The organism is Pseudomonas lactucae (assembly GCF_036688725.1).
GTDB classification, from domain to species: Bacteria; Pseudomonadota; Gammaproteobacteria; order Pseudomonadales; family Pseudomonadaceae; genus Aquipseudomonas; species Aquipseudomonas lactucae.
Genome location: NZ_JAQQPT010000031.1, coordinates 62,015 through 82,232, shown reverse-complemented (window position 1 = coordinate 82,232; position 20,218 = coordinate 62,015). Strand labels below are relative to the sequence as shown.

General features: G+C 54.7%; 25 protein-coding genes and 5 pseudogenes. 24 read left to right on the top strand and 6 right to left on the bottom strand.

Annotated features, from left to right (window positions below):
* A partial coding sequence (locus tag V6M90_RS27960; protein WP_332847492.1) for a hypothetical protein occupies positions 1 to 347 on the top strand: 347 nt, incomplete at its 5' end.
* Positions 319 to 1,424 (top strand): annotated as a pseudogene (locus tag V6M90_RS27955) (transposase); the annotation flags it as partial. The gene V6M90_RS27960 and the pseudogene V6M90_RS27955, both read left to right, overlap by 29 nt.
* On the opposite strand, the pseudogene V6M90_RS27950 reads toward V6M90_RS27955, so the two are convergent.
* A pseudogene (locus V6M90_RS27950) lies at positions 1,401 to 1,793 on the bottom strand (transposase); the annotation flags it as partial. The pseudogenes V6M90_RS27955 and V6M90_RS27950 sit on opposite strands and share 24 nt — an antisense overlap.
* 253 nt (positions 1,794 to 2,046) lie before the next feature.
* Here V6M90_RS27950 and V6M90_RS27945 point away from each other — a divergent pair.
* The 11 genes and pseudogenes from V6M90_RS27945 to V6M90_RS27900 all read left to right on the top strand — a co-directional run bounded on the left by V6M90_RS27945 (position 2,047) and on the right by V6M90_RS27900 (position 11,379).
* Complete coding sequence (locus V6M90_RS27945) at positions 2,047 to 3,375, top strand: C4-dicarboxylate transporter DctA (protein ID WP_332847498.1); 1,329 nt, start codon at positions 2,047 to 2,049, stop codon at positions 3,373 to 3,375.
* Between the two features lie 154 nt (positions 3,376 to 3,529).
* Positions 3,530 to 4,231, top strand: coding sequence for a FadR/GntR family transcriptional regulator (locus tag V6M90_RS27940; RefSeq protein ID WP_332847491.1), 702 nt, complete (start codon positions 3,530 to 3,532; stop codon positions 4,229 to 4,231).
* A gap of 16 nt (positions 4,232 to 4,247) precedes the next feature.
* A complete protein-coding gene (locus V6M90_RS27935; RefSeq protein ID WP_332847490.1) occupies positions 4,248 to 4,946 on the top strand; it encodes a GntR family transcriptional regulator in 699 nt (232 codons plus the stop codon).
* Between the two features lie 251 nt (positions 4,947 to 5,197).
* Complete coding sequence (locus V6M90_RS27930) at positions 5,198 to 5,452, top strand: hypothetical protein (protein ID WP_332847489.1); 255 nt, start codon at positions 5,198 to 5,200, stop codon at positions 5,450 to 5,452.
* A gap of 228 nt (positions 5,453 to 5,680) precedes the next feature.
* Complete coding sequence (locus V6M90_RS27925) at positions 5,681 to 5,914, top strand: hypothetical protein (protein ID WP_332847488.1); 234 nt, start codon at positions 5,681 to 5,683, stop codon at positions 5,912 to 5,914.
* 412 nt (positions 5,915 to 6,326) lie between these two features.
* Positions 6,327 to 6,686, top strand: a complete 360-nt coding sequence (gene tnpB / locus V6M90_RS27920) for an IS66 family insertion sequence element accessory protein TnpB (protein WP_332847487.1) — start codon at positions 6,327 to 6,329, stop codon at positions 6,684 to 6,686.
* 18 nt (positions 6,687 to 6,704) lie between these two features.
* Positions 6,705 to 8,209 (top strand): annotated as a pseudogene (gene tnpC, locus V6M90_RS27915) (IS66 family transposase).
* A gap of 261 nt (positions 8,210 to 8,470) precedes the next feature.
* Positions 8,471 to 9,052 (top strand): annotated as a pseudogene (locus V6M90_RS30320) (MCP four helix bundle domain-containing protein); the annotation flags it as partial.
* A 108-nt stretch (positions 9,053 to 9,160) separates the two neighbouring features.
* On the top strand, positions 9,161 to 10,135 hold the full coding sequence (locus V6M90_RS30315) for a methyl-accepting chemotaxis protein (RefSeq protein ID WP_371914619.1): 975 nt from the start codon (positions 9,161 to 9,163) through the stop codon (positions 10,133 to 10,135).
* Between the two features lie 300 nt (positions 10,136 to 10,435).
* Complete coding sequence (locus tag V6M90_RS27905; RefSeq protein WP_332847485.1) at positions 10,436 to 10,855, top strand: methyl-accepting chemotaxis protein; 420 nt, start codon at positions 10,436 to 10,438, stop codon at positions 10,853 to 10,855.
* Positions 10,831 to 11,379, top strand: coding sequence for a cache domain-containing protein (locus V6M90_RS27900; RefSeq protein WP_332847484.1), 549 nt, complete (start codon positions 10,831 to 10,833; stop codon positions 11,377 to 11,379). The genes V6M90_RS27905 and V6M90_RS27900 overlap by 25 nt, the downstream gene beginning before the upstream one ends.
* 60 nt (positions 11,380 to 11,439) lie before the next feature.
* Here V6M90_RS27900 and V6M90_RS30310 read toward each other — a convergent pair whose 3' ends face one another.
* The gene (locus V6M90_RS30310) at positions 11,440 to 11,778 is read right to left on the bottom strand and encodes an SDR family oxidoreductase (RefSeq protein ID WP_408637341.1); all 339 of its coding nucleotides are present in this window, start codon (positions 11,776 to 11,778) and stop codon (positions 11,440 to 11,442) included.
* Positions 11,779 to 11,834: 56 nt separating this feature from the next.
* Here V6M90_RS30310 and V6M90_RS27895 point away from each other — a divergent pair.
* From V6M90_RS27895 to V6M90_RS27845, 11 genes and pseudogenes are all read left to right on the top strand, one after another.
* Positions 11,835 to 12,385 (top strand): annotated as a pseudogene (locus V6M90_RS27895) (IS3 family transposase); the annotation flags it as partial.
* A gap of 126 nt (positions 12,386 to 12,511) precedes the next feature.
* On the top strand, positions 12,512 to 12,766 hold the full coding sequence (locus V6M90_RS27890; protein WP_332847483.1) for an NAD(P)-binding protein: 255 nt from the start codon (positions 12,512 to 12,514) through the stop codon (positions 12,764 to 12,766).
* A 3-nt stretch (positions 12,767 to 12,769) separates the two neighbouring features.
* A complete protein-coding gene (locus tag V6M90_RS27885) occupies positions 12,770 to 12,907 on the top strand; it encodes a hypothetical protein (protein ID WP_332847482.1) in 138 nt (45 codons plus the stop codon).
* Between the two features lie 17 nt (positions 12,908 to 12,924).
* On the top strand, positions 12,925 to 13,260 hold the full coding sequence (locus tag V6M90_RS27880) for a hypothetical protein (RefSeq protein WP_332847481.1): 336 nt from the start codon (positions 12,925 to 12,927) through the stop codon (positions 13,258 to 13,260).
* 11 nt (positions 13,261 to 13,271) lie between these two features.
* A complete protein-coding gene (locus tag V6M90_RS27875; RefSeq protein ID WP_218188801.1) occupies positions 13,272 to 13,610 on the top strand; it encodes a hypothetical protein in 339 nt (112 codons plus the stop codon).
* A 57-nt stretch (positions 13,611 to 13,667) separates the two neighbouring features.
* A complete protein-coding gene (locus tag V6M90_RS27870) occupies positions 13,668 to 14,258 on the top strand; it encodes a GMC oxidoreductase (RefSeq protein ID WP_332847497.1) in 591 nt (196 codons plus the stop codon).
* On the top strand, positions 14,255 to 14,641 hold the full coding sequence (locus V6M90_RS27865) for a hypothetical protein (RefSeq protein ID WP_332847480.1): 387 nt from the start codon (positions 14,255 to 14,257) through the stop codon (positions 14,639 to 14,641). Before V6M90_RS27870 ends, V6M90_RS27865 begins: the two co-directional genes overlap by 4 nt.
* A gap of 6 nt (positions 14,642 to 14,647) precedes the next feature.
* Positions 14,648 to 15,022, top strand: coding sequence for a cytochrome c (locus tag V6M90_RS27860; RefSeq protein ID WP_332847479.1), 375 nt, complete (start codon positions 14,648 to 14,650; stop codon positions 15,020 to 15,022).
* 29 nt (positions 15,023 to 15,051) lie between these two features.
* On the top strand, positions 15,052 to 15,600 hold the full coding sequence (locus V6M90_RS27855; protein ID WP_332847478.1) for a c-type cytochrome: 549 nt from the start codon (positions 15,052 to 15,054) through the stop codon (positions 15,598 to 15,600).
* Positions 15,601 to 16,021: 421 nt separating this feature from the next.
* Positions 16,022 to 16,483, top strand: coding sequence for a substrate-binding domain-containing protein (locus V6M90_RS27850; RefSeq protein ID WP_332847477.1), 462 nt, complete (start codon positions 16,022 to 16,024; stop codon positions 16,481 to 16,483).
* Positions 16,480 to 16,644, top strand: coding sequence for a hypothetical protein (locus V6M90_RS27845; RefSeq protein WP_332847476.1), 165 nt, complete (start codon positions 16,480 to 16,482; stop codon positions 16,642 to 16,644). Before V6M90_RS27850 ends, V6M90_RS27845 begins: the two co-directional genes overlap by 4 nt.
* Before the next feature lie 156 nt (positions 16,645 to 16,800).
* Here V6M90_RS27845 and V6M90_RS27840 read toward each other — a convergent pair whose 3' ends face one another.
* From V6M90_RS27840 to V6M90_RS27825, 4 genes are read right to left on the bottom strand one after another with little or no spacing between them, the layout of a single operon-like run.
* Positions 16,801 to 17,511 (bottom strand): ABC transporter ATP-binding protein, encoded by a 711-nt coding sequence (locus V6M90_RS27840; RefSeq protein ID WP_332847475.1) that lies wholly within the window; start codon positions 17,509 to 17,511, stop codon positions 16,801 to 16,803.
* Entirely contained in the window at positions 17,508 to 18,356 is an 849-nt protein-coding gene (locus V6M90_RS27835; RefSeq protein ID WP_332847474.1) for an ABC transporter ATP-binding protein, read from the bottom strand. The genes V6M90_RS27840 and V6M90_RS27835 overlap by 4 nt, the downstream gene beginning before the upstream one ends.
* Complete coding sequence (locus tag V6M90_RS27830) at positions 18,346 to 19,200, bottom strand: ABC transporter permease (protein WP_065939477.1); 855 nt, start codon at positions 19,198 to 19,200, stop codon at positions 18,346 to 18,348. The genes V6M90_RS27835 and V6M90_RS27830 overlap by 11 nt, the downstream gene beginning before the upstream one ends.
* A complete protein-coding gene (locus V6M90_RS27825; protein ID WP_332847473.1) occupies positions 19,197 to 20,201 on the bottom strand; it encodes an ABC transporter permease in 1,005 nt (334 codons plus the stop codon). Before V6M90_RS27825 ends, V6M90_RS27830 begins: the two co-directional genes overlap by 4 nt.
* Between the last annotated feature and the right edge of the window lie 17 nt (positions 20,202 to 20,218).

Below are 20,218 nucleotides of genomic sequence, written 5' to 3'. Positions count from 1 at the left end.
TCTGGCCCATGCTGGCTCCTGTTATTTTTATCAGCCTGCGTTGTGCCGCCGTGGCGACGGCAAACGCTCTTGGTGGGAGCAGACTAGAACGTTCAGCGGCGCCAATCAATATTTATTCCAGAATTATTTTTAGTGGAATATTTTTTCCAACGCATTGTCACAATGGTCCGCCAGCCACAGTGCATCGTTTCAACGGCCTACCGATTCCACCATTTGAATCTCAAAAAGACCCATGGCAGACTGTGTTAAAACCTAGCAAACTGCGCAGAGCTAAAAGAAAATGCTATGTATTGAAAGAATTACCGAGCATTTTTCGCTATGGCGTATATCCAGGGCGAATCCCGTAGCCAGACCAGCCTATTCCCGGTCTCGTTGGAAGAGTTGATCCCCGAGGATCATCTCGTTCGCGTCATTGACCTGTACGTTGCCAAGCCGGATCTGGTGCAACCGGGCTTCGATAAAGTGATTTCAAAAAACACGGGGCGCCATGCTTCTGATCCCGCCGATCAGCTAAAACTCTGCCTCTAGGGATATTCTCAGCGGATTCGCTCATCGCGACGTCTTTAAGCCGAGAGTCAGCGCAACATCGAAGTGATATGGCTGATCAACCGGCTCAAGCCCGACCTCAAAACCATCGCCGATTTTCACAAGGACAATAAACCCGCCTCCATCGCGACCTGCAGTGCTTTCGTTTGGTTTTGTCGCACGGCAGGCTAGATCGCCGGCGAGTGGTCATCGACGGCAGCAAGGTTCAGGCGGTCGCATCCTCACGGCGTCATGTGATTTGAAGCAACTCAAGCGCCAGGAAGAAAAACTAGATAAGCGCATAGCTCAGTATCTGGCCGAGCTGGATGAGGCCGACAAGGCTGAAACCACAGAGAGAATTGATCGCAGCGCAATCAAAGCAGCCCTGACGGAGCTTAAGGCTCGACAACAGGATAATCAGAGTTACCAGGCACTGATGAGTTCGATGGGCATCGAGCAGTTCAACACCCATGAAAGCGATGCCCGAATGATGCGCACGGCCAAAGCGCCATGTGTGGCCTACAACGTGCAAACAGTCATGGACGCCGAGCATTGCCTGATTTTGCATCATGAAGTCACCCAGAATGGCGATGACCGAAAGCAACTGGAGCCGATGGCCAAGGCCGCCAAAGCAGAGTTACAGCAAGATGAGCGGACAGGCCCAGCCGATGCCGGCTACTCCAACGGCCAGCAGTTTCAGACCTGCGAGGATGCTTCGATTACGGCCTATGTACCGCCCAATAAAACCTTGCAGTCAGGAAGAACAGTTCTTTGAGCGAAAAGACTTTACCTATGAGGCCGGACACGAGCGTTTCCAGTGTCCGGCAGGCAAATGGTTAACGCTAAAACAGCACAACAAAGGTGATCGGATCTATCAGGCCGAGATCGATGACTGCGCCAATTACGCCTAGAATTCCGGTCGCCAACTCGTGCTTTTCCAACAGACGACGGAAGTTGTGAATGGTAGTTTCGTCCGGGATTCGCTCCAGGCTCAGACCGCAAAACTGACGCAGGATGGTCGTCTCATACAGCGTCTCTTCGATCGCTGGATCGCTGTAGCCGAACCAGTTCTGCATCAGATGAACACGCAGCATCGCCATCAATGGGTAGGCGGGACGGCTACCTTCGCCTTTTGGATAATAGGGCTCAATCAGAGCAATCAAACCCTTCCAGGGCAACACCTGATCCGTTTCGATCAGGAACAATTCCTTACAGGGCTGCTTGCGTTTGCCGGCGTATTCGGCGTCGGCTAAGGTCATTTGTTTAATCATCGAAAAGCTCGGCGACTGGTGTCCGGAGATTTTGCCAAGTCAGGAAGTCTTTCAGAGTTTTCCTGGGCCAAAAAATTCTCCCACCTGACCGCTCAAGCATAAACCGAAGCAACGAACTGGTATGACCGGAGAGAGTAAGTCGTCAAATTGTCACTTGTTTTATAAAAAAAACCGGACGTAGACTAGGTTTATGCATTGGATTTACCGGTATGACCACAACAATTAGGCTCTAGAACCACTAGGGCACCGAATAGAGATCCCTCCCATGCTCAGATGGTGTTCGCGTTCGATTTTCCTGCAAGTCGTGATTGGCCTGATGCTTGGCATCGTCTGCGGCCTGGCCCTTCCCGAATTCTCCTCGCAACTCAAACCCTTGGGTGACGGTTTTATCAAGCTGATCAAAATGCTGATTGGCCTGATCGTGTTCTGCGTGGTGGTCAGCGGTATTTCCGGTGCCGGCGACCTGAAGAAGGTCGGGCGCATCGGCCTCAAGTCGGTGATCTACTTTGAAGTGCTCACCACCATTGCCCTGGTGATCGGCCTGATCATGGCGTTCAGCACCGGTATCGGCCAAGGCGCCAATATCCACCTGGAGCAACTGTCCTCCGCCGGTCTGAATGAACTGGCCGACAAGGGCCAGCACATCAAAGGCACCAGCCAGTTCCTGATGGACCTGATCCCCAACTCGGTGATCGGCGCCTTTGCCGATAACAACGTGCTGCAAGTGCTGTTGTTCTCGGTGTTGTTCGGCAGTGCGCTGAATCTGGTGGGCGAAGCGGCCAGCGGCATCACGCGGCTGATCAATGAGCTGAGCCATGTGATTTTCCGCATCATGGGCATGATCGTGCGCCTGGCGCCGATCGGCGTATTCGGCGCGATCGCCTTCACCACCAGCACCTACGGCCTGGATTCGCTGCAGCATCTGGGCAGCCTGGTGGGCTTGTTCTACCTGACCTGCTTCGCGTTCGTCGCGCTGATCCTCGGCCTGGTGATGCGCGTTTCAGGGTTGCGCATGCTGCCGCTGCTCAAGTACTTGCGCGAAGAACTGCTGATCGTCATGGGCACCGCCTCCTCCGACGCGGTACTGCCGCAAGTCATGCGCAAACTCGAACACCTGGGGATAGGCAGTTCCACCGTGGGCCTGGTGATTCCGACGGGGTATTCGTTCAACCTTGACGGCTTCTCCATCTACCTGACCCTGGCCATCGTATTTATCGCCAACGCCACCGGCACACCGCTGTCGATGACCGACCTGCTGACCATCCTGCTGGTGTCGCTGATCACCTCCAAGGGCGCCCACGGCATCCCCGGTTCGGCACTGGTGATTTTGGCGGCGACACTCACGGCGATCCCGGCGATTCCGGTCGTGGGCCTGGTGCTGGTACTGGCGGTGGATTGGTTCATGGGTATTGGCCGCGCCTTGACCAACCTGATCGGCAACTGCGTAGCCACCGTGGCTATTGCGCGCTGGGAGAAAGACATCGATATAAAGCGTGCCAACAAAGTGCTGGAGGGTCAGCAAGGTTATGCCTTCCAGGCCAAGAAACCGGTGTTGCCAGCGGCGCATCAGGAGTTCTAACCCGCTTTCAAGGCCGAAATCGTTCAAACGTGGGGACTGGCTTGACTGGTAGTGGTGCTTCAGCCGACACAATTCTGTGCCTGATACACCGCTATCGCAGGCAAGCCAGTTCCCACAGTGGCTCTGGTGTTCGTAAAAAGAAGGAGACATCGACGTGATCAGCACCTCAACCCTCGTCAATTCAGTGGTAGAAAAACTGCGCGCCGCCCTCGTGCGGGGCCAGTGGCGCCGGGGCGAAATGCTCCCCGGCCAGCGTGAACTGGCCGAACAGATGGGCATCAGCCGCCCGAGCCTACGCGAAGCGGTGATCGTGCTGGAAACCCTCGGCCTAGTCCGCTCCATGCCCGGCAAAGGCGTGGTAGTACTCGAACCCCGCATCAGCGAGCGGCAATCGAGCGATGCGGTAACGGATGCGAGCCTGGAAGATATCCTGCAACTGCGCTACACCCTCGAACCCTTCATCGTCGGCCTAGTGGCCCAGTCCATCAGCAGTAAGGAAGTCGGCCAACTGCGCCTGACCTTGATGGACATGCGCGAAGCCCTCGACGAAGGCAACGCCGAAGCGGGCATGAATGCCTACATCGGTTTTCACGAAGAACTGTTTGCCCTGACGTCCAACCCAATCTTCCAAAAGGTGGTGCAGCAGACCAGCAATGCCCTGAAGCAAAGCGCCCAGGTGCTGCGCAATTCACCGGAACATCTGGCCGAACGTCTGCAGGAAAACGAAGCCGTGGTGCGCGCCATTCGCAACAAGAACAGCGCCCTGGCCAATGCCGAGATGCGTCGGCACATCCTTCAGGAAGGTCAGCGCATGGGCATTGCCCTGAACATCCCAGACGACTATCTAGGCAGCTGACTTTATGGAGACGAGCATGACGCAACTCCACGCCCTGCAAAACGAAACGTCCCTCACAGCCCTACGCTTAGAGCGCCGTACAAAGCCCTCGGTGGACGACATATATACACGCCTTTTCGACGCAATTCTCGAACAACGCATAGTCCCAGCTAGCCGTTTTACCGAAGAACACCTGGGCGAAACCTTTAGCGTGAGTCGTAGCATCATTCGCCGGGTGTTAGCAAAGCTGTCCCACCAACAGGTAATCATCCTACGCCCCAACCAGCGCGCCCAAGTGGCGGCGCCAAATACCCAACAAACGCGGCAGATTCTGGAAGCGCGTCGCGTTACTGAAATTATCGTGGTGAAGCTGGCGTGTGTCCAAGCTACATCTGCGCAAATCCGGCAGTTGCGCCAACTGATTGCGTGCGAACGCGATTGCATTGAACGGGAGCAACATGGCCCGGCGATTCGTCTGTCGGGGGAATTTCACCTGCACTTGGCGGCAATTGCAGGGAACGGGCCGCTGGAAAAGTTTCTGTATAGCCTGGTACCGCTGACCTCTTTGGTCATCGCCCAATCTGAATCAGACGCCTGTTCGCATTGTGCAGGCCATGAGCATGTCGAAATTGTAGATGCGTTGGAGCGTCGGGATTCGAATGCCGCCGAGATGTTGATGGCTCAGCATTTGGCTCATATCGAAACCAGGCTAATCAAACATAATTGCCCGAGCTGACAAAAATCAAAGGATAAAGTTTGTTTAAACTGACCGAATAATTCTGTGCATATTGAGTGAGCAACATATCCCTTTAAGCTGCCATATCACATATAAAGTTAAAAACGCAACACCAAGCAAAAAAAAGAAATGGCAAATCAAAATGAAGTGCGAAGTATTAAAGCTACTCTCTTAGCACTACCTCTCGCCACGAAGATTAGCAGGGACGAGAGCACTATAGAACCTTCGAAGATTCTGAAAAGGAGATACTAATGACAGACCACCATGCAATCCCAATACAGAAACTTACGGCTCCTTTACATCTCACATTCGATTCGGATGCAGTGTCTGCATTGAACGATTATCTTAACATTCGTGCTTTAACTGAGGTCGCAGACTGGGATGATTCGGAGGCAGGCATAAATCTTTATTTGGCTTACCAGAAAGCTGCTTACGAATTAGCTGAGCATGTGGCATCTATCATAAACAAAACTGATATTGGCGCCATCAATTCATCCAAAATTTAAAACTATAAGGTCTAAAAAAATTATAGCGATAGCTAGTCCCGTAATACAACATTCACTTATTTAATAGACAATTCTTACCAAGGGTTCCCACCACAGATGAGTACCAGGCAAATTTAGAAACGCTGCGTCCTTGAGAAGGCCTACCTACAAACGGGCTCCGTTATGCAGCGTGCAAATGAAGCATGGTGAAACCGTCTGATACTAGTTACATTACAGATGGAGGTAAAAATGCAAACTCTGAATGATCTAAGACTTGAATATGACAAGCTCGCTAAGACCATTATCATGCTTACCGGCAAGAACACTGCCCTAGCAGAAGAAGTAAAAAATGAGTTACGCACCCTTTTAATTGCACAGCGCAATCTCAATGCTGTAATAGAAAGATTAGAGCGAATATCAACAACTGGCCCTAATTCCAAACCTAAATTTCGAGTTATTAAATCGCCCCCTACAACAGGGTAGGTAGTGCTGTTTTTATCTTATCACAAAAATAGCCCGTGATACTCATCTACCTTCATAAATTCCGTCGAAGCCTAGCCTCCTAATTTAGCCATACGTAATCACTTTTAAAAAATACAAGATATTCCCAACCAACCATCCAATACAAAAAATCAAAAATAAAATGCAAATAGTATCTTCTAAACGAGAATCTAATTAGCAATTCGCACTACCTTTTAATCAAGTTCTTGATAACGCGACGATTCTAATCCTGAGTTCTATTAATCCATACGATGCACACTTTAGTGTGCGCCAGCACGGAAAACGAGTGATATTTTTTGCTAAATTTAAAAGTAAGCTCTCCATAAACCCCACATTCAAAGCGCTTAGCTGATCCCGGATGCTGTGCTCCCGATGCCCTCAGGAGCCAGCCGTCATGGTGCGACCCGATGCCAAAGTCGAAAAAGTCTATCTCTACCCCAAACCCGTGGACCTTCGAAAATCCATTGATGGCCTGGCTGCGCTGGTCGAGTTGGATATCAAGGTGGCGGTATTCGACGCCATGTTATTTGTCTTTCTCAACAAGCCACGTAACCGCTTGAAGATCTTGTACTGGGAGCGCAACGGTTTCTGCCTTTGGCTCAAACGCCTCGAATCCGAACATTTCAAAACATCGCCCGACGCAGCGGACGAAGCGATTGTTTTGACCGTGCAGGAACTCAACAGGCTATTGAATGGTTTCGACCTCTGGCGTAATCGCCCGAATCAGGTTTTAACGCCGCGATTCGTGGCCTGATTCGGTATAATCCAGAGCATGAATCCCATGCCCGAAAACCTTCCCAATGACCCCAAATTGCTCAAGCAAATGCTTGCGAAGATGCAATCCAGAGTTGGCTTTCTTGAAGAACAGTTGCCCTGCTGCGACAGCGACTGTTTGGCCGACAATCCGAGCAAGCAGTCGATCCTGCGGCGCCGCAAATGGTGTCGTTCAACGAGGCAGAACACGAAGTAGAGCCCGTCGACGAATCCGCGAAAAGCGGTTTCACCCGCCAAGCGGCGCGGCAAACGCAAGCCGTTGCCCGCAGCTGCCGCGCATTGAAATCATCCACGAACTTCCTGAGCATGAACTGACGTGCGTATTTGGCTGCCGCAAGCACGCCATTGGCGAGGAGGTCAGGGAGCAGCTTGAAATCGTGCCGATGCAGATCCGCGTCATCAAGCACGTGCGCAAGGTATACCGCTGCCGCGACTGCGAAATAGCTCCCGTAACAGCAGACAAACCGGCCCAACTGATCTAAAAAAGCATGGCCAGCCCTAGCGTGCTAGCCATGCTGCTGACCACCAAGTACGTGGATGGTTTGCGGCTTCACCGCTTTGAAAAAGTCCTGAGCCGTCACGGCGTCGACATCCCGCGCCAGACCCTGGCCCGCTGGGTTATCCAGTGCAGTGAGCATTTACAGCCACTGCTGAATCTGATGCGCGATCAACTGCTGGAAAGTCCGCGTTATCCACTGCGATGAAACCCGCGTGCAGGTCTTGAAAGAGACAGGCTGACAGCCCTGCAGTCAGTCCTGGATGTGGGTGCAGACCGGCGGCCCGCCCGACAAACCAGTGATCCTTTTCGACTACTCCACCAGCCGTACGCAGGAAGTGCCGGTGCGTCTGCTCGAAGGCTATAGCGGCTATCTGATGACCGACGATTACGCCGGTTACAATGCACTGGGCGCGCAGGATGGCGTCGAGCGTTTGGGGTGTTGGGCTCATGCACGGCGCAAGTTTGTTGAAGCGCAGAAACTGCAACCCAAAGGCAGGACGGGACGTGCGGATATAGCGTTGAAGCTGATCAGCAAGCTATACGGCATCGAGATCGCGTACAAAGGAAGTAGTGATGATGGCCGCAAACGAGGTCGTCAGGATTTAAGTTGCCATGTGATGAGCGAGCTAAAGGCTTGGGTCGATAAAACGTTCCCCTCTGTCACAACGCAGAACGCACTGGGCAAGGCCGTAACCTATCTGGCCAACAACTGGAACAAACTCGAGCGGTATGTCGAGGAAGGCTATTTGCCGATCGACAATAACCCAGCCGAACGCGCCATCAGGCCCTTCGTGATCGGACGAAAGAACTGGTTGTTCAGCGACACGCCCAACGGCGCGACGGCCAGTGCTTGGCTCTACAGCCTAGTCGAGACAGCCAAAGCCAACGGCCAAGAGCCCTATGCGTGGCTGCGCCACACACTGGAGCGGTTGCCGCAGGCGGTATCAGTTGAAGATTACGAAGCCTTGCTGCCTTGGAACTGTACGCCTCAGGTGTATGGCTAAACGCTCTGCCCGCCTTTTGATAGGTGGGGTTTATGGAGCGCTTACGTTATACGAGAATAAATAACCTGCACACAAAAACCTCACTCAAATGCATCCAACTTATTAACGCAAGTGATGGGTATAGAATCTGCCACCTTGCCGTAACCGTGCTTAATTCAGCCGGCCTCAAATATGTCAAAGTGAAAAAAAATTTAATAAAAAAAAATAAATCTTTCCGAATTTCTGTCGATAGAATTTGAAAGGAGCTTGTGCTTTACCTTAATGGAGTCGATTTTCTCTATTTTTGAGATCTATGCTATGAACCTACGCTCACTTAAACTCGCCCCACGGTCCGTTCTGTGTTTCGGAATTTTTTGTATGCTGATTATTGGTTTGGGACTTTTTGCTATTAGGCAGGCATCGATTTTGAACGACGCGGAAAAGAAAATCGAAGAAAATGTCGTTCCCAGCTTTAAGCTCCTTGGACTGCTTGACCGTGAATTCATGAGCGTGCGCAACAGCAACAGCAAACTACGAAATGCGGGGGAATCTGACTCGGTTAAAACGCAAAGTTTGGAGGACATCAGCCAGTCACAGGTCTTGATTAAAAATAATCTGGCGGACTTCGACGCGCTTGTGATTACTTCGGAGGGCATGATAATACTTGACTCATTAAAAAAATCGATTGCTTCGTTCGAAGCCATTCAAGACAAATATTTATCTATAATTGCCATGAAAGACTTCGTCCAAGCCAGTAAATTTGCTGATGAAACTGTTCGAACAAGCGCTGAAAATGTGGCATCGAACATCCAGAAGCTTAAAGAAAGCAACGATGCAAAAGCTAAAGTCGCTGGCGATGAGGCCGATGAGGCATATACCAATACACTTAAACTGGTTGGTGTTTTTATTGCCGCTTCATTATTGGCAACTGTTCTGCTGGCCTGGTTGTATACTCGTAGCCTCGTAATACCAATGCAACAATCATTAATAATCGCTGAGGGCATTGCGGATAATGATTTTAGCCAAGAAATTAAAGCGGATGGCAATGATGAAATGGGCCGTCTGACTAATGCTTTATCGACGATGCAGGCTAACTTACGTAATGCGATCATTCAAATCAGTGAATCTTCAACTCAATTGGCGGCTACCTCTGAGGAAATGCATGCAGTAACAGAAGACGCCTCCACAGGTCTGATGCGTCAGAATAGTGAAATAGAAATGGCGGCTACCGCTGTTACGCAGATGAGTTGTGCGGTTGACGAAGTTGCCAGCAACGCCGCAGGCGCGTCGACTGCGGCAGCACAAACGAGCAAGACCGCTATGGAAGGAAGGGGGAAAGTAGACGAAACCATCGACGCAATCAACCTGATGGTCAGCAATGTGGAATCTACATCCGCCAGTGTAAGAGGGCTGGCATTGATGGCAACTGATATCAGCAAGGTGCTCGATGTTATCCGATCCATTGCCCAACAAACCAACCTGCTGGCTCTGAATGCGGCAATCGAGGCTGCCAGGGCAGGCGAAGCGGGACGTGGCTTTGCTGTAGTTGCCGACGAAGTGCGCGCATTGGCCCATCGCACCCAAGAATCAACGAGCGAAATTGAACAAATGATTTCAACCATACAGGCAGGTTCGAACGAGGCGGTTTCGTCAATGGACCAAACCAGCCTGCAAGCGAGTAGAACATTGTCACTGGCTCGATCAGCAGGGATAGCGCTCGTCGAAATCACCGAATCGATTAGTCATATCAATGACCGTAACATTCAGATCGCTACCGCTGCTGAAGAGCAGTCACAAGTCGCAAGACAAGTTGACAGCAGTTTAGTAAGTATCCGCGACCTATCGATACAATCAGCGGCAGGCTCACACCAAACATCGGTTGCCAGCGGCGAACTATCCAAATTAGCGGTTGACCTAAATCACTTGGTTAAACGCTTTAAAGTTTAATACTATATAACTCGGCTTAAAACCTAATTTTAACTGCAACTACTGATTTCACACGTACCTATGGACCGGTAAATTGGCCAATTCATTGCTAATGATATTCAAATTTTCATCTCCCGGCGCAACCACCCTCTTTCTGGGCAACCATTTTTTTATTGATAAGCAAACTACTGCCGCCATTAATAACTAACAGAAGCAGAAAGAAAATGATCGAACCCGAACGGATCGTCTCCCTATCACGAGAAGTGGAGTCTGGCCAATCGTGGTGTCAGCGATATACATACGATCACTCAACAAACTCGATTGCTTGCAATTAACGCACTCATCGAAGCGGCACACGCAGGTAAGTCCGGAATGGGGTTCTCGGTAGTGGCCGAAGAAGTCAAAAATATTTCCGAGCGCATCTCAAAAATCGCCAGTGGGCTGACCGAGGACTTGCAGGTTTCGGTCAATGAACTTACTGCGCTGGGCCAAAGTATGTGTTTTGACATGCGTGGGCAGCGGTTGGCGGATCTGTCGCTTAACATGATCGAAATTATTGATCGAAACCTTTACGAGCGCACCTGTGATGTGCGCTGGTGGGCAACCGATGCCTCTCTGGTAGACGCGTTAACGATCATTCCCCAGGGAACTGTGCTCATGCCAGCGAACGTCTGGGAATCATTCTCGACAGCTACACCGTGTACTTGGATATCTGGTTGGCTGATAACAACGGACGGATAATTGCTTCGGGCCGATCGGGGTTGTATGGCAGAGTCATCGGAGCCAATATCACACAAGAGCCTTGGTTTAAAAAAGCAATGCAACATTCATCAGGTGATCAGTATTTCTCCGGACAAGTAACTGCAGAATCGCTCCTGAACAGCTCGCAAACTTGCACATTCAGTGCGGCCGTGCGAAGCAAGGCTGGCAAGCAGACTCCGGTGATTGGCGTTATTGGGATTTTTTTCGACTGGAAAAATCAAACTGACTCTGTTCTCAAAGGCGTTCGCTTGAGCAATGACGAGCGCTCGCGAAGTCGATTGATGATAATTGACGACAACCGAAGAATAATTGCCAGCTCTCACACCCATAATCATCTGGGCGAACGCATTGAGTTAAAGACTAAAGCAGCCCAAACGAACGGTTACACTATTCTGGGTAAAAATCTCATTCATGGCTACTCGGTAACGCCTGGGTTTGAAACCTATCCAGGTATGGGATGGTTGGGTGTAATTGAACAACACTTGCCTACGACTGACACCTAACTCATAGCCACTTTAAAGCTTTCGAGTTATATCGAAAGCTTCGGGAAGTACTGCGAGCGCTCATAGAAGTAGAATGAGGGTCGGTAAGTGGCTCAACCAACCGGCCGCGCCAACAGCGCCGCAGCACTCTAGCACGCAACCAGCACTGTGTTGATGATGAGAACTCCAGAAGCTACTTCGCCGTGGCGCGAACCGCACAGATAGCCTCGCCTCTCTGCTTAGGGGGCGCCCTAGGAAATGTCCTCCACCAAAGGGAAGCGCCTGCCCAGTAATGAATGACGCATCCTCGCTGGAAAGAAAGCACACTGCGCCGGCAATGTCGCTGGGCTCGGCGAAGCGCTTGATCGCTTGCTGTTGCCACGTCTGGCGCTTGATTTCTTCGGGCATTTCCTGAGTCAAGCGCGTATTGGTAATCGACGGGAGAACCGCATTTACAGTGATGCCCGAATCGGCGACACGGCGGTAAGCCAGCGGTCACCTCAGCCAATTTGCCGAAGCGCCAGTTCGATGTCGTAGAACCCAACAAAGTTTGGGTCACCGACATCACCTACATTCGTACGTATGAAGGCTGGTTGTATTTGGCGGTGGTGCTGGATGGTCGTTGGCTGGTCAATGAAGGCGCAGATGACCATTGATTTGGCTATTGATGCGTTGCTGATGGCGGTTTGGAGGCGTAAACCGAAGCAAGAGGTGATGGTTCATTCCGACCAGGGCAGCTCACTACAGCAGCTCCGACTGGCGCAGCTTATTTTAAGGCGAACAATTTGGTTGCCAGCATGAGTCGCCGAGGCAACTGTATGACAACGCCGTGGCCGAGAGCTGTTTCCAGCTTCTGAAACGGGAACGGATCAAGCTGAAAATCTGTTCCACGCGCGAAGATGCTCGTAGTGATGGGTTCGATTACATCGAGATGTTCTACAACGCAAAACGCCGCCATGGTTTCAACAATCAGCTGTCACCGGTAGAGTTTGAAAAACGTTACGCAATGAGCTTGCAAGGTGTCTAGAGAATCCGGGGCGATTCAACCAGCCTGATCGACAACACGCTCTGATCCCCAAAACACTTGAGAGATGAGGCTTTGGCAATCATTGCCGACTCACCGTGATTCGCTATATCGAAGAGGATTTCCTGAATGGCCAATGTACGCCCCAAAGCCGACGCAATGATCGTCGGCCTCGGCTGGTGCGGCTCGCTGATTGCCGAAGAACTGACTCGCGCCAGGTTGAATGTAGTCGCCTTCGAGCGCGGCCCGTGGTTCGAAACCTCCCCCGATTTCCCACCCTCGGTAGACACGGACACGCGTCGCAGCATACTGCTGCCGCCGGCCATTGAAACCACCACGTTCCGCAACAACCGTTTGCAGACCGCCTTGCCGACCCGTGATTAGAGCATGAACGAGCTGGGCTACAACGTCGGCGGCTCGGGTACGCATTGGGCGGGCATGGCCTGGCGTTTCCTACTGTTCGACTTCGAGCCTTACAGTTTCACACTCAAGCGTTACGGCAAGCAGCAGATTGAAAAGGCCTGATCGTGCAGGACTGGGGCGTGACCTATGACGACCTGGAACCCTTCTACGAGCGCTTCGAAAAAATCGCAGGCGTATCGGGCAAGGCCGGTGTGTTGAACGGTAAGAAGATCGACGGCGCTAACATTTTCGAAGGCAACCGCAAGAGTGAATTCCCGTTGCCGCCGCTGGCAACCACGCGTCTGACTGACCTATTCACCGAAGGCACCCAAAAACTCGGCCTGCACCGTTCATGGTGCCCGCCGGCCAAGCGTCGCAGGCCTAAACTAACCCGCTGGGCGTGCGCATGGGGCCCTGCACCTATTGCGGTTTACGGCTGCGGCACTTCTCCAAGTCGAGCCCCAATGCTTGCGTGATACCTGCCCTGATGCAACGCAGCAACTTCACGGTGCTGACTAAATCTGCCGTGCTGCTCGCCAACCTCGCCGAAGACGGCAAGACCGCCACCGGTGTGAGTTATCTCGACCGTAATAAAATGGAGTGGGAGCAACCGGCGGACATCGTGATTTTCTCCGCCGTCCAGATGCAAAACGTGCGCTTGCTGCTGTCGAAGATCGGCAAGCCCTACAACCCCGCAACCCGCGAAGGTGTGGTAGGCCGCGCCTACAGTTTCCAGACCGTGTCCGGCGCCAATCTGTTTTTCGAAGATGAGCAACTCAACCAGTACATCGGTGCGGGTGCCCTCTCCGCCCAGGTCGACGACTAAAACGGCGACAACTTCGATCACGCGGACAAGGACTTTATCGGCGGCGCCGGTATCTTGGTGGTGGCCCGTGGCGCACGCCCGATTGGCAACGCCGATGCGGTACCGCCGGGCGCACCACGCTGGGGCAGCGAGTGGAAAAAAGCCTACACCCACGCCTTTCAGAACGGCACCTTCATCTTCAATCAGGGCACCAGTTTCTCTCACGATGAGTGCTACCTGGACCTGGACCCGGAGTACACAGACGCCAACGGCGACCCGTTGATTCGCGTAACCTTCGACAACAACGAAAACGACCGGCGCATAGCCAAGTTCACTGAAGACAAGGCCGTGGAAATCGGCAAGGCCATGGGTGCAAAAATCGTCAATGGCTTTGACACGGCTGCCGTGAACTATGGGCCTTACCTACCCTACAACAACCACACCATCAGTGGCGCCTTGATGGGCCTGGACCCGAAGACCAGTGTGCTCAACCGCTATCAGCAGAGTTGGAACGTGCACAATGTATTTGTATTGGGCGCTTCATCGTTCCCGAACAACGCCGGCTACAACCCTACCTCGACCATCGGCGCCCTTAGCTTGTGGACCGCCAAGTCGATCATCGATCAGTACGTGGCCAAACCCGGACCAATGGTGGGGATGCCAGCATGAACCCACGCTGTCGTATGGCCCTGACGGCCACCTCCGTATTGTCCCTGGGTTCGACCATCGGCTTTTACGGTGCATTCGGCGTTGCCGATGCGGCGGACAGCATTGCCCTACCCAGTCAGCAGTCCGATAGCAGCACCGGCATCAAGGCGCCCGTCACCCAGGCCCAGGAAGACCCGGCAGTGACTCGCGGTCGTTATGTGTCTATCGCCGGCGACTGTGCGGCCTGCCACACCGACCCGCATCACGGCAAACCGTTCGCGGGTGGTTACGCGCTGGAAACACCGTTCGGCGAGTTGCTCGCCAGCAACAATACTTCCGACAAAAGACTGGCATTGGCGCCTGGACCGATCAGGAGTTCACACAAGCAGTGCGTGAAGGCATAGGCCGGCATGGTACCCCGCGATGCCATGCCCTACAGCGCCTACGTGAAGTTCAGCGATCAGGACATGCACGACTTGTGGGCCTATATGCAAACGGTGCCGGCGGGGGAAAACCATGTGGTGTCCAATCAACTGCCCTTCCCGTTAAACATCCGCCTGATGATGGTGGGCTGGAACCTGCTGTTCTTTGATAACACGCCGTTCAAACCCGTCGCGGGCGTCTCCGAACAAATCAATCGGGGAGAGTACCTCGTCGATGGCCTGGGTCACTGTGCAGCCTGCCATACGTCGAAGAATTTCCTCGGCGGCGACCAGGGCGGCGCGTATCTGCAACGCGGCAAACTGGCTGGAATGCGCCGGAAATCACCGGCAACCCGTACGTAGGCATCGGCAACTGGAGTAATGCGCAACTGGTGCAGTACCTCAAGACCGGCAGCAACCACGTGGCCGTGGCGTCCGGGCCGATGGCCGAAGCCGTGGCCGACTCAACCCAGCACCTGCGCGACGAAGACCTGTACGCCATCGCGGCCTACCTGAAAAACTTGCCCGGCTCAAATATTCGCAACCCGCAACTGCTCAAGGCCACCGGCACGTTGATGCAACAAGGCGCCAACGTGTACTCGGCCAACTGCTCGGCGTGCCACAACAGCGATGGCAAGGGTATCAATCAACTGGCCTCGAGCCTGACCGGTAACCCCGGCATCCAGGCTGACAATGCGCAGAGCCTGATAACCACTGTGCTGGAAGGCGGCCGTGGCGCGGTGACGGTCGATAACCCCGCCAGCGGTACGATGCCCAGCTTTGCGTGGAAACTTTCGGACCAACAGATCCCGGCCACGCTCTCGTATATCCGCAATAGCTGGCGCAATGCCGCACCTGAAGTAACGGCCAAACGAGTCGCTGAGGTGTGCGAGGACCGCAAGTTGCCTGCACATTTGAGCGCGGACGGCAGCTCTCGCTGACCCGGTGCCGGTCCTGCAAATACAATTACAGCTCTAACCCGTCAAAGGAAACTTGCTTAGCATGGGCAGCCCCCTCAAGCGTCACGGCCTATTGAAGGCCAGCGTCAGCATGAGTTCCGTGGATCGGGTACTAAATGACCGTGGGGGGGCGTTTCCGACCTCAAACGGCGCAAGGTGCTCGCGATGGCCCGTGCCTTGGGCATACACCCGGCCCTGCCAGCGCCGTTCAAAGGCCCGAACATTGTCGATGTGCTACTGGCCGACAGCGCTACCGATCACTTCAAGCGCCCGAATGCGGCCTTCGATCGGCAAGCACAACGCCTGCGATCGGACCTTACGCTAAGCCGCCAACCCTGGCCGGAAAGTGCCCCCCAGCAGCTTTTTGACACCCTGCGCAAACCCCGCGCCCCTACAATAAGCATTGGAGGCCATCGTGCAGGGCGGTACTCCCACCGTATTGCTGACCACTAACCTCAGTGATGTGGACGGCGCGGTTTACGTGGGTATCAACAACTCTGCCGCCGGGCGCAGTGCCGGGCGGTTGATGAGCCATTGGGTCAACCAGCGCCCGGGGGCGGTGCTGCTGACGATCAACTCACTGGCCTATACCACCCATCAGGAAAGGGCGAAAGGCTTTATGGAGGTCATGGCATACCACGCCCCCGGTATCCGAATCATCGGCTCCGTCGAGTGTTTTGATGACGATGTGCTAACGCAGACCGCCGTCGCGCAAACTCTCACTGATGGGCCTCTGGCAGGTTTGTACGACACAGGGAGCGACTCGCATGGCATTCATACGGACCTCATGCACGCCGGGGCAAACCCGGTGTGGATCGTTCATGAAGCAAGCACGCAGCAGCCACCCTGTTGCGCAAAGGCATGATGTCGCTGGTGCTGGATCAGGATCCAGAAGGCCAGGTGCAGGCCAGCATCGATTATCTGCTGTATCAAAGGGGCATATCGATACTCCCCCCGCTCCTGCCGCTGGCGATGAAAATCGTGATCGATGCGATGAGAACCTGCCGAAACTGGCGTGAGCACTGACGGTGGATATAACTTTGGGCTTAAGTAATTGCGCACACGCCTTGTTCGCCCTTGGACACTGCTGCAAAAGTGAAACGTTTTCTATACGCCTGGTACGCTGCGATTTTATTCTCAGCGGATTTTTAAACGCAACCTACCAGAATAAAGCGCTGCACCTCAACGTCCAGCAAGTGCAGATAACGCAGCCCGATCAAGACGCTGCTCGACACGCCCCTGCTTGATCAGCAACGCCCTGTCGCAGAGGTGGGCAACCGTGTTCATGTCGTGGCTGACCAGGATCATGGTGGTGCCGGTGTCGCGGCGCAGGGCCTGGAGAAGGTTGAGGATTTCGGCCTGGACCGTCATGTCCAACGCGGAGGTAGATTCGTCAAGCAACAGCAACCTGGGGCGCAGTTGCAGCGCACGCACAATCGCGATGCGTTGGCGTTGACCACCGGATAACTGGTGTGGAAACCGTTCCAGCACATCGCCAGGCAAGCCCACTTGTTCGAGTGACGCGACAAGACTTGCCTCATCAAATGGCAGCCCATTGACCTGACGCGGCTCACGCAAGCTGCGGCGAATCCGATGCAGGGGATGCAGGGAAGCATAAGGGTCCTGGAACACCATCTGCACATCCCGGCGCAATGTACCGGTAAAGGCTCGCTGCGCCGCCAGAGGTTGATCGAACAACTGCACACTACCCTGCCAATCTCGCTGCAACCCCGCCAGCACCCGCAGCAAAGTCGACTTGCCGGAACCGGAGCCGCCGATCAAACCAAAACACTCACCAGGCTCGACCTGTATCTGCTCGACGTGCAGCGCAGTAATGTGACTTAAGCCGCATTTGAAACCGACGTTCAACGAACCGATATCGACGATGCTCATTGCAGCGCCTCCAGCCGGCTTCGGTCCAGGGTCGGCAACAACTGCCCATAGCTGAGCGCCGACGGCTGGCAGTTCCACAAGGTGTGCGTATACGGATGGCTGGCGCTGGCCAACTGATCGGCCCGGCACTGGTCGACAAGGTTGCCGCGGTACATGACCAGCACTCGGTCACAATAGCGCGCCACCAGCGGCAAATCATGGCTGATCAACAGCAAGCCCATGCCGCGTGTTTCCACCAATTGCATGATCAACTCCAGCATTTGGTCGCGCAGGCTGCTGTCCAGTGCCGAGGTCGGTTCGTCGGCAATCAGTAAGCGCGGATCGTTGATAAGCATCGCCGCCAACATGACGCGCTGGCCCATGCCGCCGGAGAGTTCGTGAGGGTAACGGTCATAGAGGGCGGTGGGGTTTGGCAAGCCAACCGCGTCGAGCATTTCCAAGACTCTTTCACGGCGCTCACGTCGACTGAGCCGGGTATGTAATATGAGGACTTCTTCTACCTGAGTGCCCACCTTGAGCACCGGATTCAGGGAATATTTGGGGTCCTGCAAGACCAGCGACAACGCCGTGCCGCGCAGGGCCTGCCACTGTTTTTGGCCCAGCCCAAGCAAATTCACAGGCCCCAGGCGCAAGTGCTCGGCCGTAACACAGCCGGGACGTGGGACTAACCCGAGCAGCGCACGCGCAGTGAGTGACTTGCCGGAGCCAGACTCCCCCACCAGCGCAACCTTTTCAGTCCCGACGGTAAAGTCGATGCCCTTGACGACTTCAATCAACTCGGCGCCGGGACCGGGAAACCTGACACGCAGGCCACGCACATCCAGCAGGGTTTCTTCACGCAGCATGGCGGGGATCCAGAACGTCGCGCAGGCCGTCGCCCAGCAGATTGAAAGACAGGCTCGTCAGCAAAATGGCAATACCCGGTGCGGCGGCAACCCACCACTGATCAAAGATCACCCGGCTGCCGTCGGCAACCATCGAACCCCACTCGGCTGTCGGAGGCTCCACGCCAAGCCCGAGAAAACCCAGCCCAGCGGCCGCTAGAATGATGCCGCCCAGGCTCAAGGCCACGCGCACAATCACTGACGGCAGGCACAACGGCAACACATGTCCGACCAATAAGCGCACGCCGCGAATGCCTTGCAGGTGAGCGGCGGCGAGGTAGTCGCTGTCGCGCAGCACACTGGTCTCGGCCCTGGCCTGGCGGGCGAACGCCGGCCACGCTGTGAGGGACAGCGCCAACGCGCCATTAAGCAGGCCGGGGCCGAGAATGGCGACAAATGCCAAGGCCAGCACCAGTTGCGGAAATGCCATGACCACATCGGTGATGCGCATCAGGATGCGTTCCAGCCAGCCACCGTAAAACCCCGCCGTCACGCCCACCAGCACGCCGATGGGCAGGGTCAGCAGCAGCACCAGCGAGACCAGCAATAAGGTCGGACGGGTGCCGTAGAGCAACCGCGTGAAAAGGTCTCGGCCAAAGCCGTCGGTGCCCAACCAATGCTGGGCCGAGGGTGGCAGCAGGCGCTCCTGGATGTTCTGGTGATTCGGGTCAAAACCGCTCAATAGCGGTGCGAATACGGCCACCAGCACCAGCAGCACGATCAGCGATACGCCTAGGGTAAACGCCGGCGAACGTCGCCACCAACGCGGGGCCAGGACGCTGTCGAAGGCGATGGAAACACTCATAGCAACTCCCGTGTACGCGGGTCGATCAGGCCCGCCAGCACGTCAGCGACACCGTTGACGACGACGAAACACAGGCCAATCACGAAGGTGCTGCCGAGGATCGCCGGTACATCGCCGGCGAACAATGCGGTGGTCAGGTAACGGCCGATACCGGGCCAGGCGAAGACGGTTTCAGTGAGAATCGAACCTTCGAGCAAACTGGCGTAAGCCAGTGCAACCACGACCACCAGCGTACTTGCGACATTGGGCAGCACGTGACGCAACAACACCCGACCGCGCCCGGCGCCTTTGGCCAAGGCGGTAATCACATACTCCTTGCCCATTTCACCGAGCAGGGCGGAACGCGTGAGCCGGCAAATACCCGCCATGGCGTAAAACCCCAGCACCAGCACCGGCAACACCAGGTGCGCAAAGGCATTCGCCAGCGCCCCCGGTTCACCCGAGCGCCAGGTGTCCCAGAGCATCCAGCCGCTGGACAACTGGATGCTGTACAAAAATCCGTCGTCCAGGCGGCCCGGCCCTGCGGCCCATTGCAAGGTGGCGTAAAACAGCAACAGCATCAGCAGGCCCAGCCAGAACACCGGCACCGAATAACCAATCAGCGAAAACAACCGCACCAGGGTGTCGATCCAGCCACCCGGTCGCCACGCAGCCAGCAGGCCCAAGGACAAACCCAGGCTGGCGCCCAGCACGATCGCCAGGGTTGCCAGTTCGAGGGTCGCGGGCAGCGCACGCTTCAAATCACCTAGCACTGGTTGACTGGAGGTGGTGGAAACACCCAAGTCGCCCTGGGCCAAATGCGTGAGGTAGCTGCCAAAGCGCACGGGCCAGGGCTGATCGAGCCCCAGGTCGGTGCGAACCTGGGCCAGCATCGAATCACTGGCGCGATCCCCCGCGAGGCGCAAAGCCGCGTCCACCGGGGACAAGGTGGTCAGCAAGAATGTGAAGAACAACAGGCCAATCAGCGTGACCAGCAAGGTCAACAATCCGGTACCGGCCACGCGTACTCGGCGGGAAG

Excerpts from the sequence above, each read along its gene's own strand:
- V6M90_RS30315 (WP_371914619.1), top strand. The coding sequence starts at position 9,161 with ATGCAACAATCATTAATAATCGCTGAGGGCATTGCGGATAATGATTTT.
- V6M90_RS27845 (WP_332847476.1), top strand. The coding sequence starts at position 16,480 with ATGATGTCGCTGGTGCTGGATCAGGATCCAGAAGGCCAGGTGCAGGCC.
- V6M90_RS27875 (WP_218188801.1), top strand. The coding sequence starts at position 13,272 with ATGCAACGCAGCAACTTCACGGTGCTGACTAAATCTGCCGTGCTGCTC.
- V6M90_RS27835 (WP_332847474.1), bottom strand. The coding sequence starts at position 18,356 with ATGCTGCGTGAAGAAACCCTGCTGGATGTGCGTGGCCTGCGTGTCAGG.
- V6M90_RS27885 (WP_332847482.1), top strand. The coding sequence starts at position 12,770 with ATGAACGAGCTGGGCTACAACGTCGGCGGCTCGGGTACGCATTGGGCG.
- V6M90_RS27935 (WP_332847490.1), top strand. The coding sequence starts at position 4,248 with ATGACGCAACTCCACGCCCTGCAAAACGAAACGTCCCTCACAGCCCTA.
- V6M90_RS27865 (WP_332847480.1), top strand. The coding sequence starts at position 14,255 with ATGAACCCACGCTGTCGTATGGCCCTGACGGCCACCTCCGTATTGTCC.
- V6M90_RS27930 (WP_332847489.1), top strand. The coding sequence starts at position 5,198 with ATGACAGACCACCATGCAATCCCAATACAGAAACTTACGGCTCCTTTA.
- V6M90_RS27840 (WP_332847475.1), bottom strand. The coding sequence starts at position 17,511 with ATGAGCATCGTCGATATCGGTTCGTTGAACGTCGGTTTCAAATGCGGC.
- V6M90_RS27860 (WP_332847479.1), top strand. The coding sequence starts at position 14,648 with ATGGTACCCCGCGATGCCATGCCCTACAGCGCCTACGTGAAGTTCAGC.
- V6M90_RS27925 (WP_332847488.1), top strand. The coding sequence starts at position 5,681 with ATGCAAACTCTGAATGATCTAAGACTTGAATATGACAAGCTCGCTAAG.
- V6M90_RS27890 (WP_332847483.1), top strand. The coding sequence starts at position 12,512 with ATGGCCAATGTACGCCCCAAAGCCGACGCAATGATCGTCGGCCTCGGC.
- V6M90_RS27830 (WP_065939477.1), bottom strand. The coding sequence starts at position 19,200 with ATGAGTGTTTCCATCGCCTTCGACAGCGTCCTGGCCCCGCGTTGGTGG.
- tnpB (WP_332847487.1), top strand. The coding sequence starts at position 6,327 with ATGGTGCGACCCGATGCCAAAGTCGAAAAAGTCTATCTCTACCCCAAA.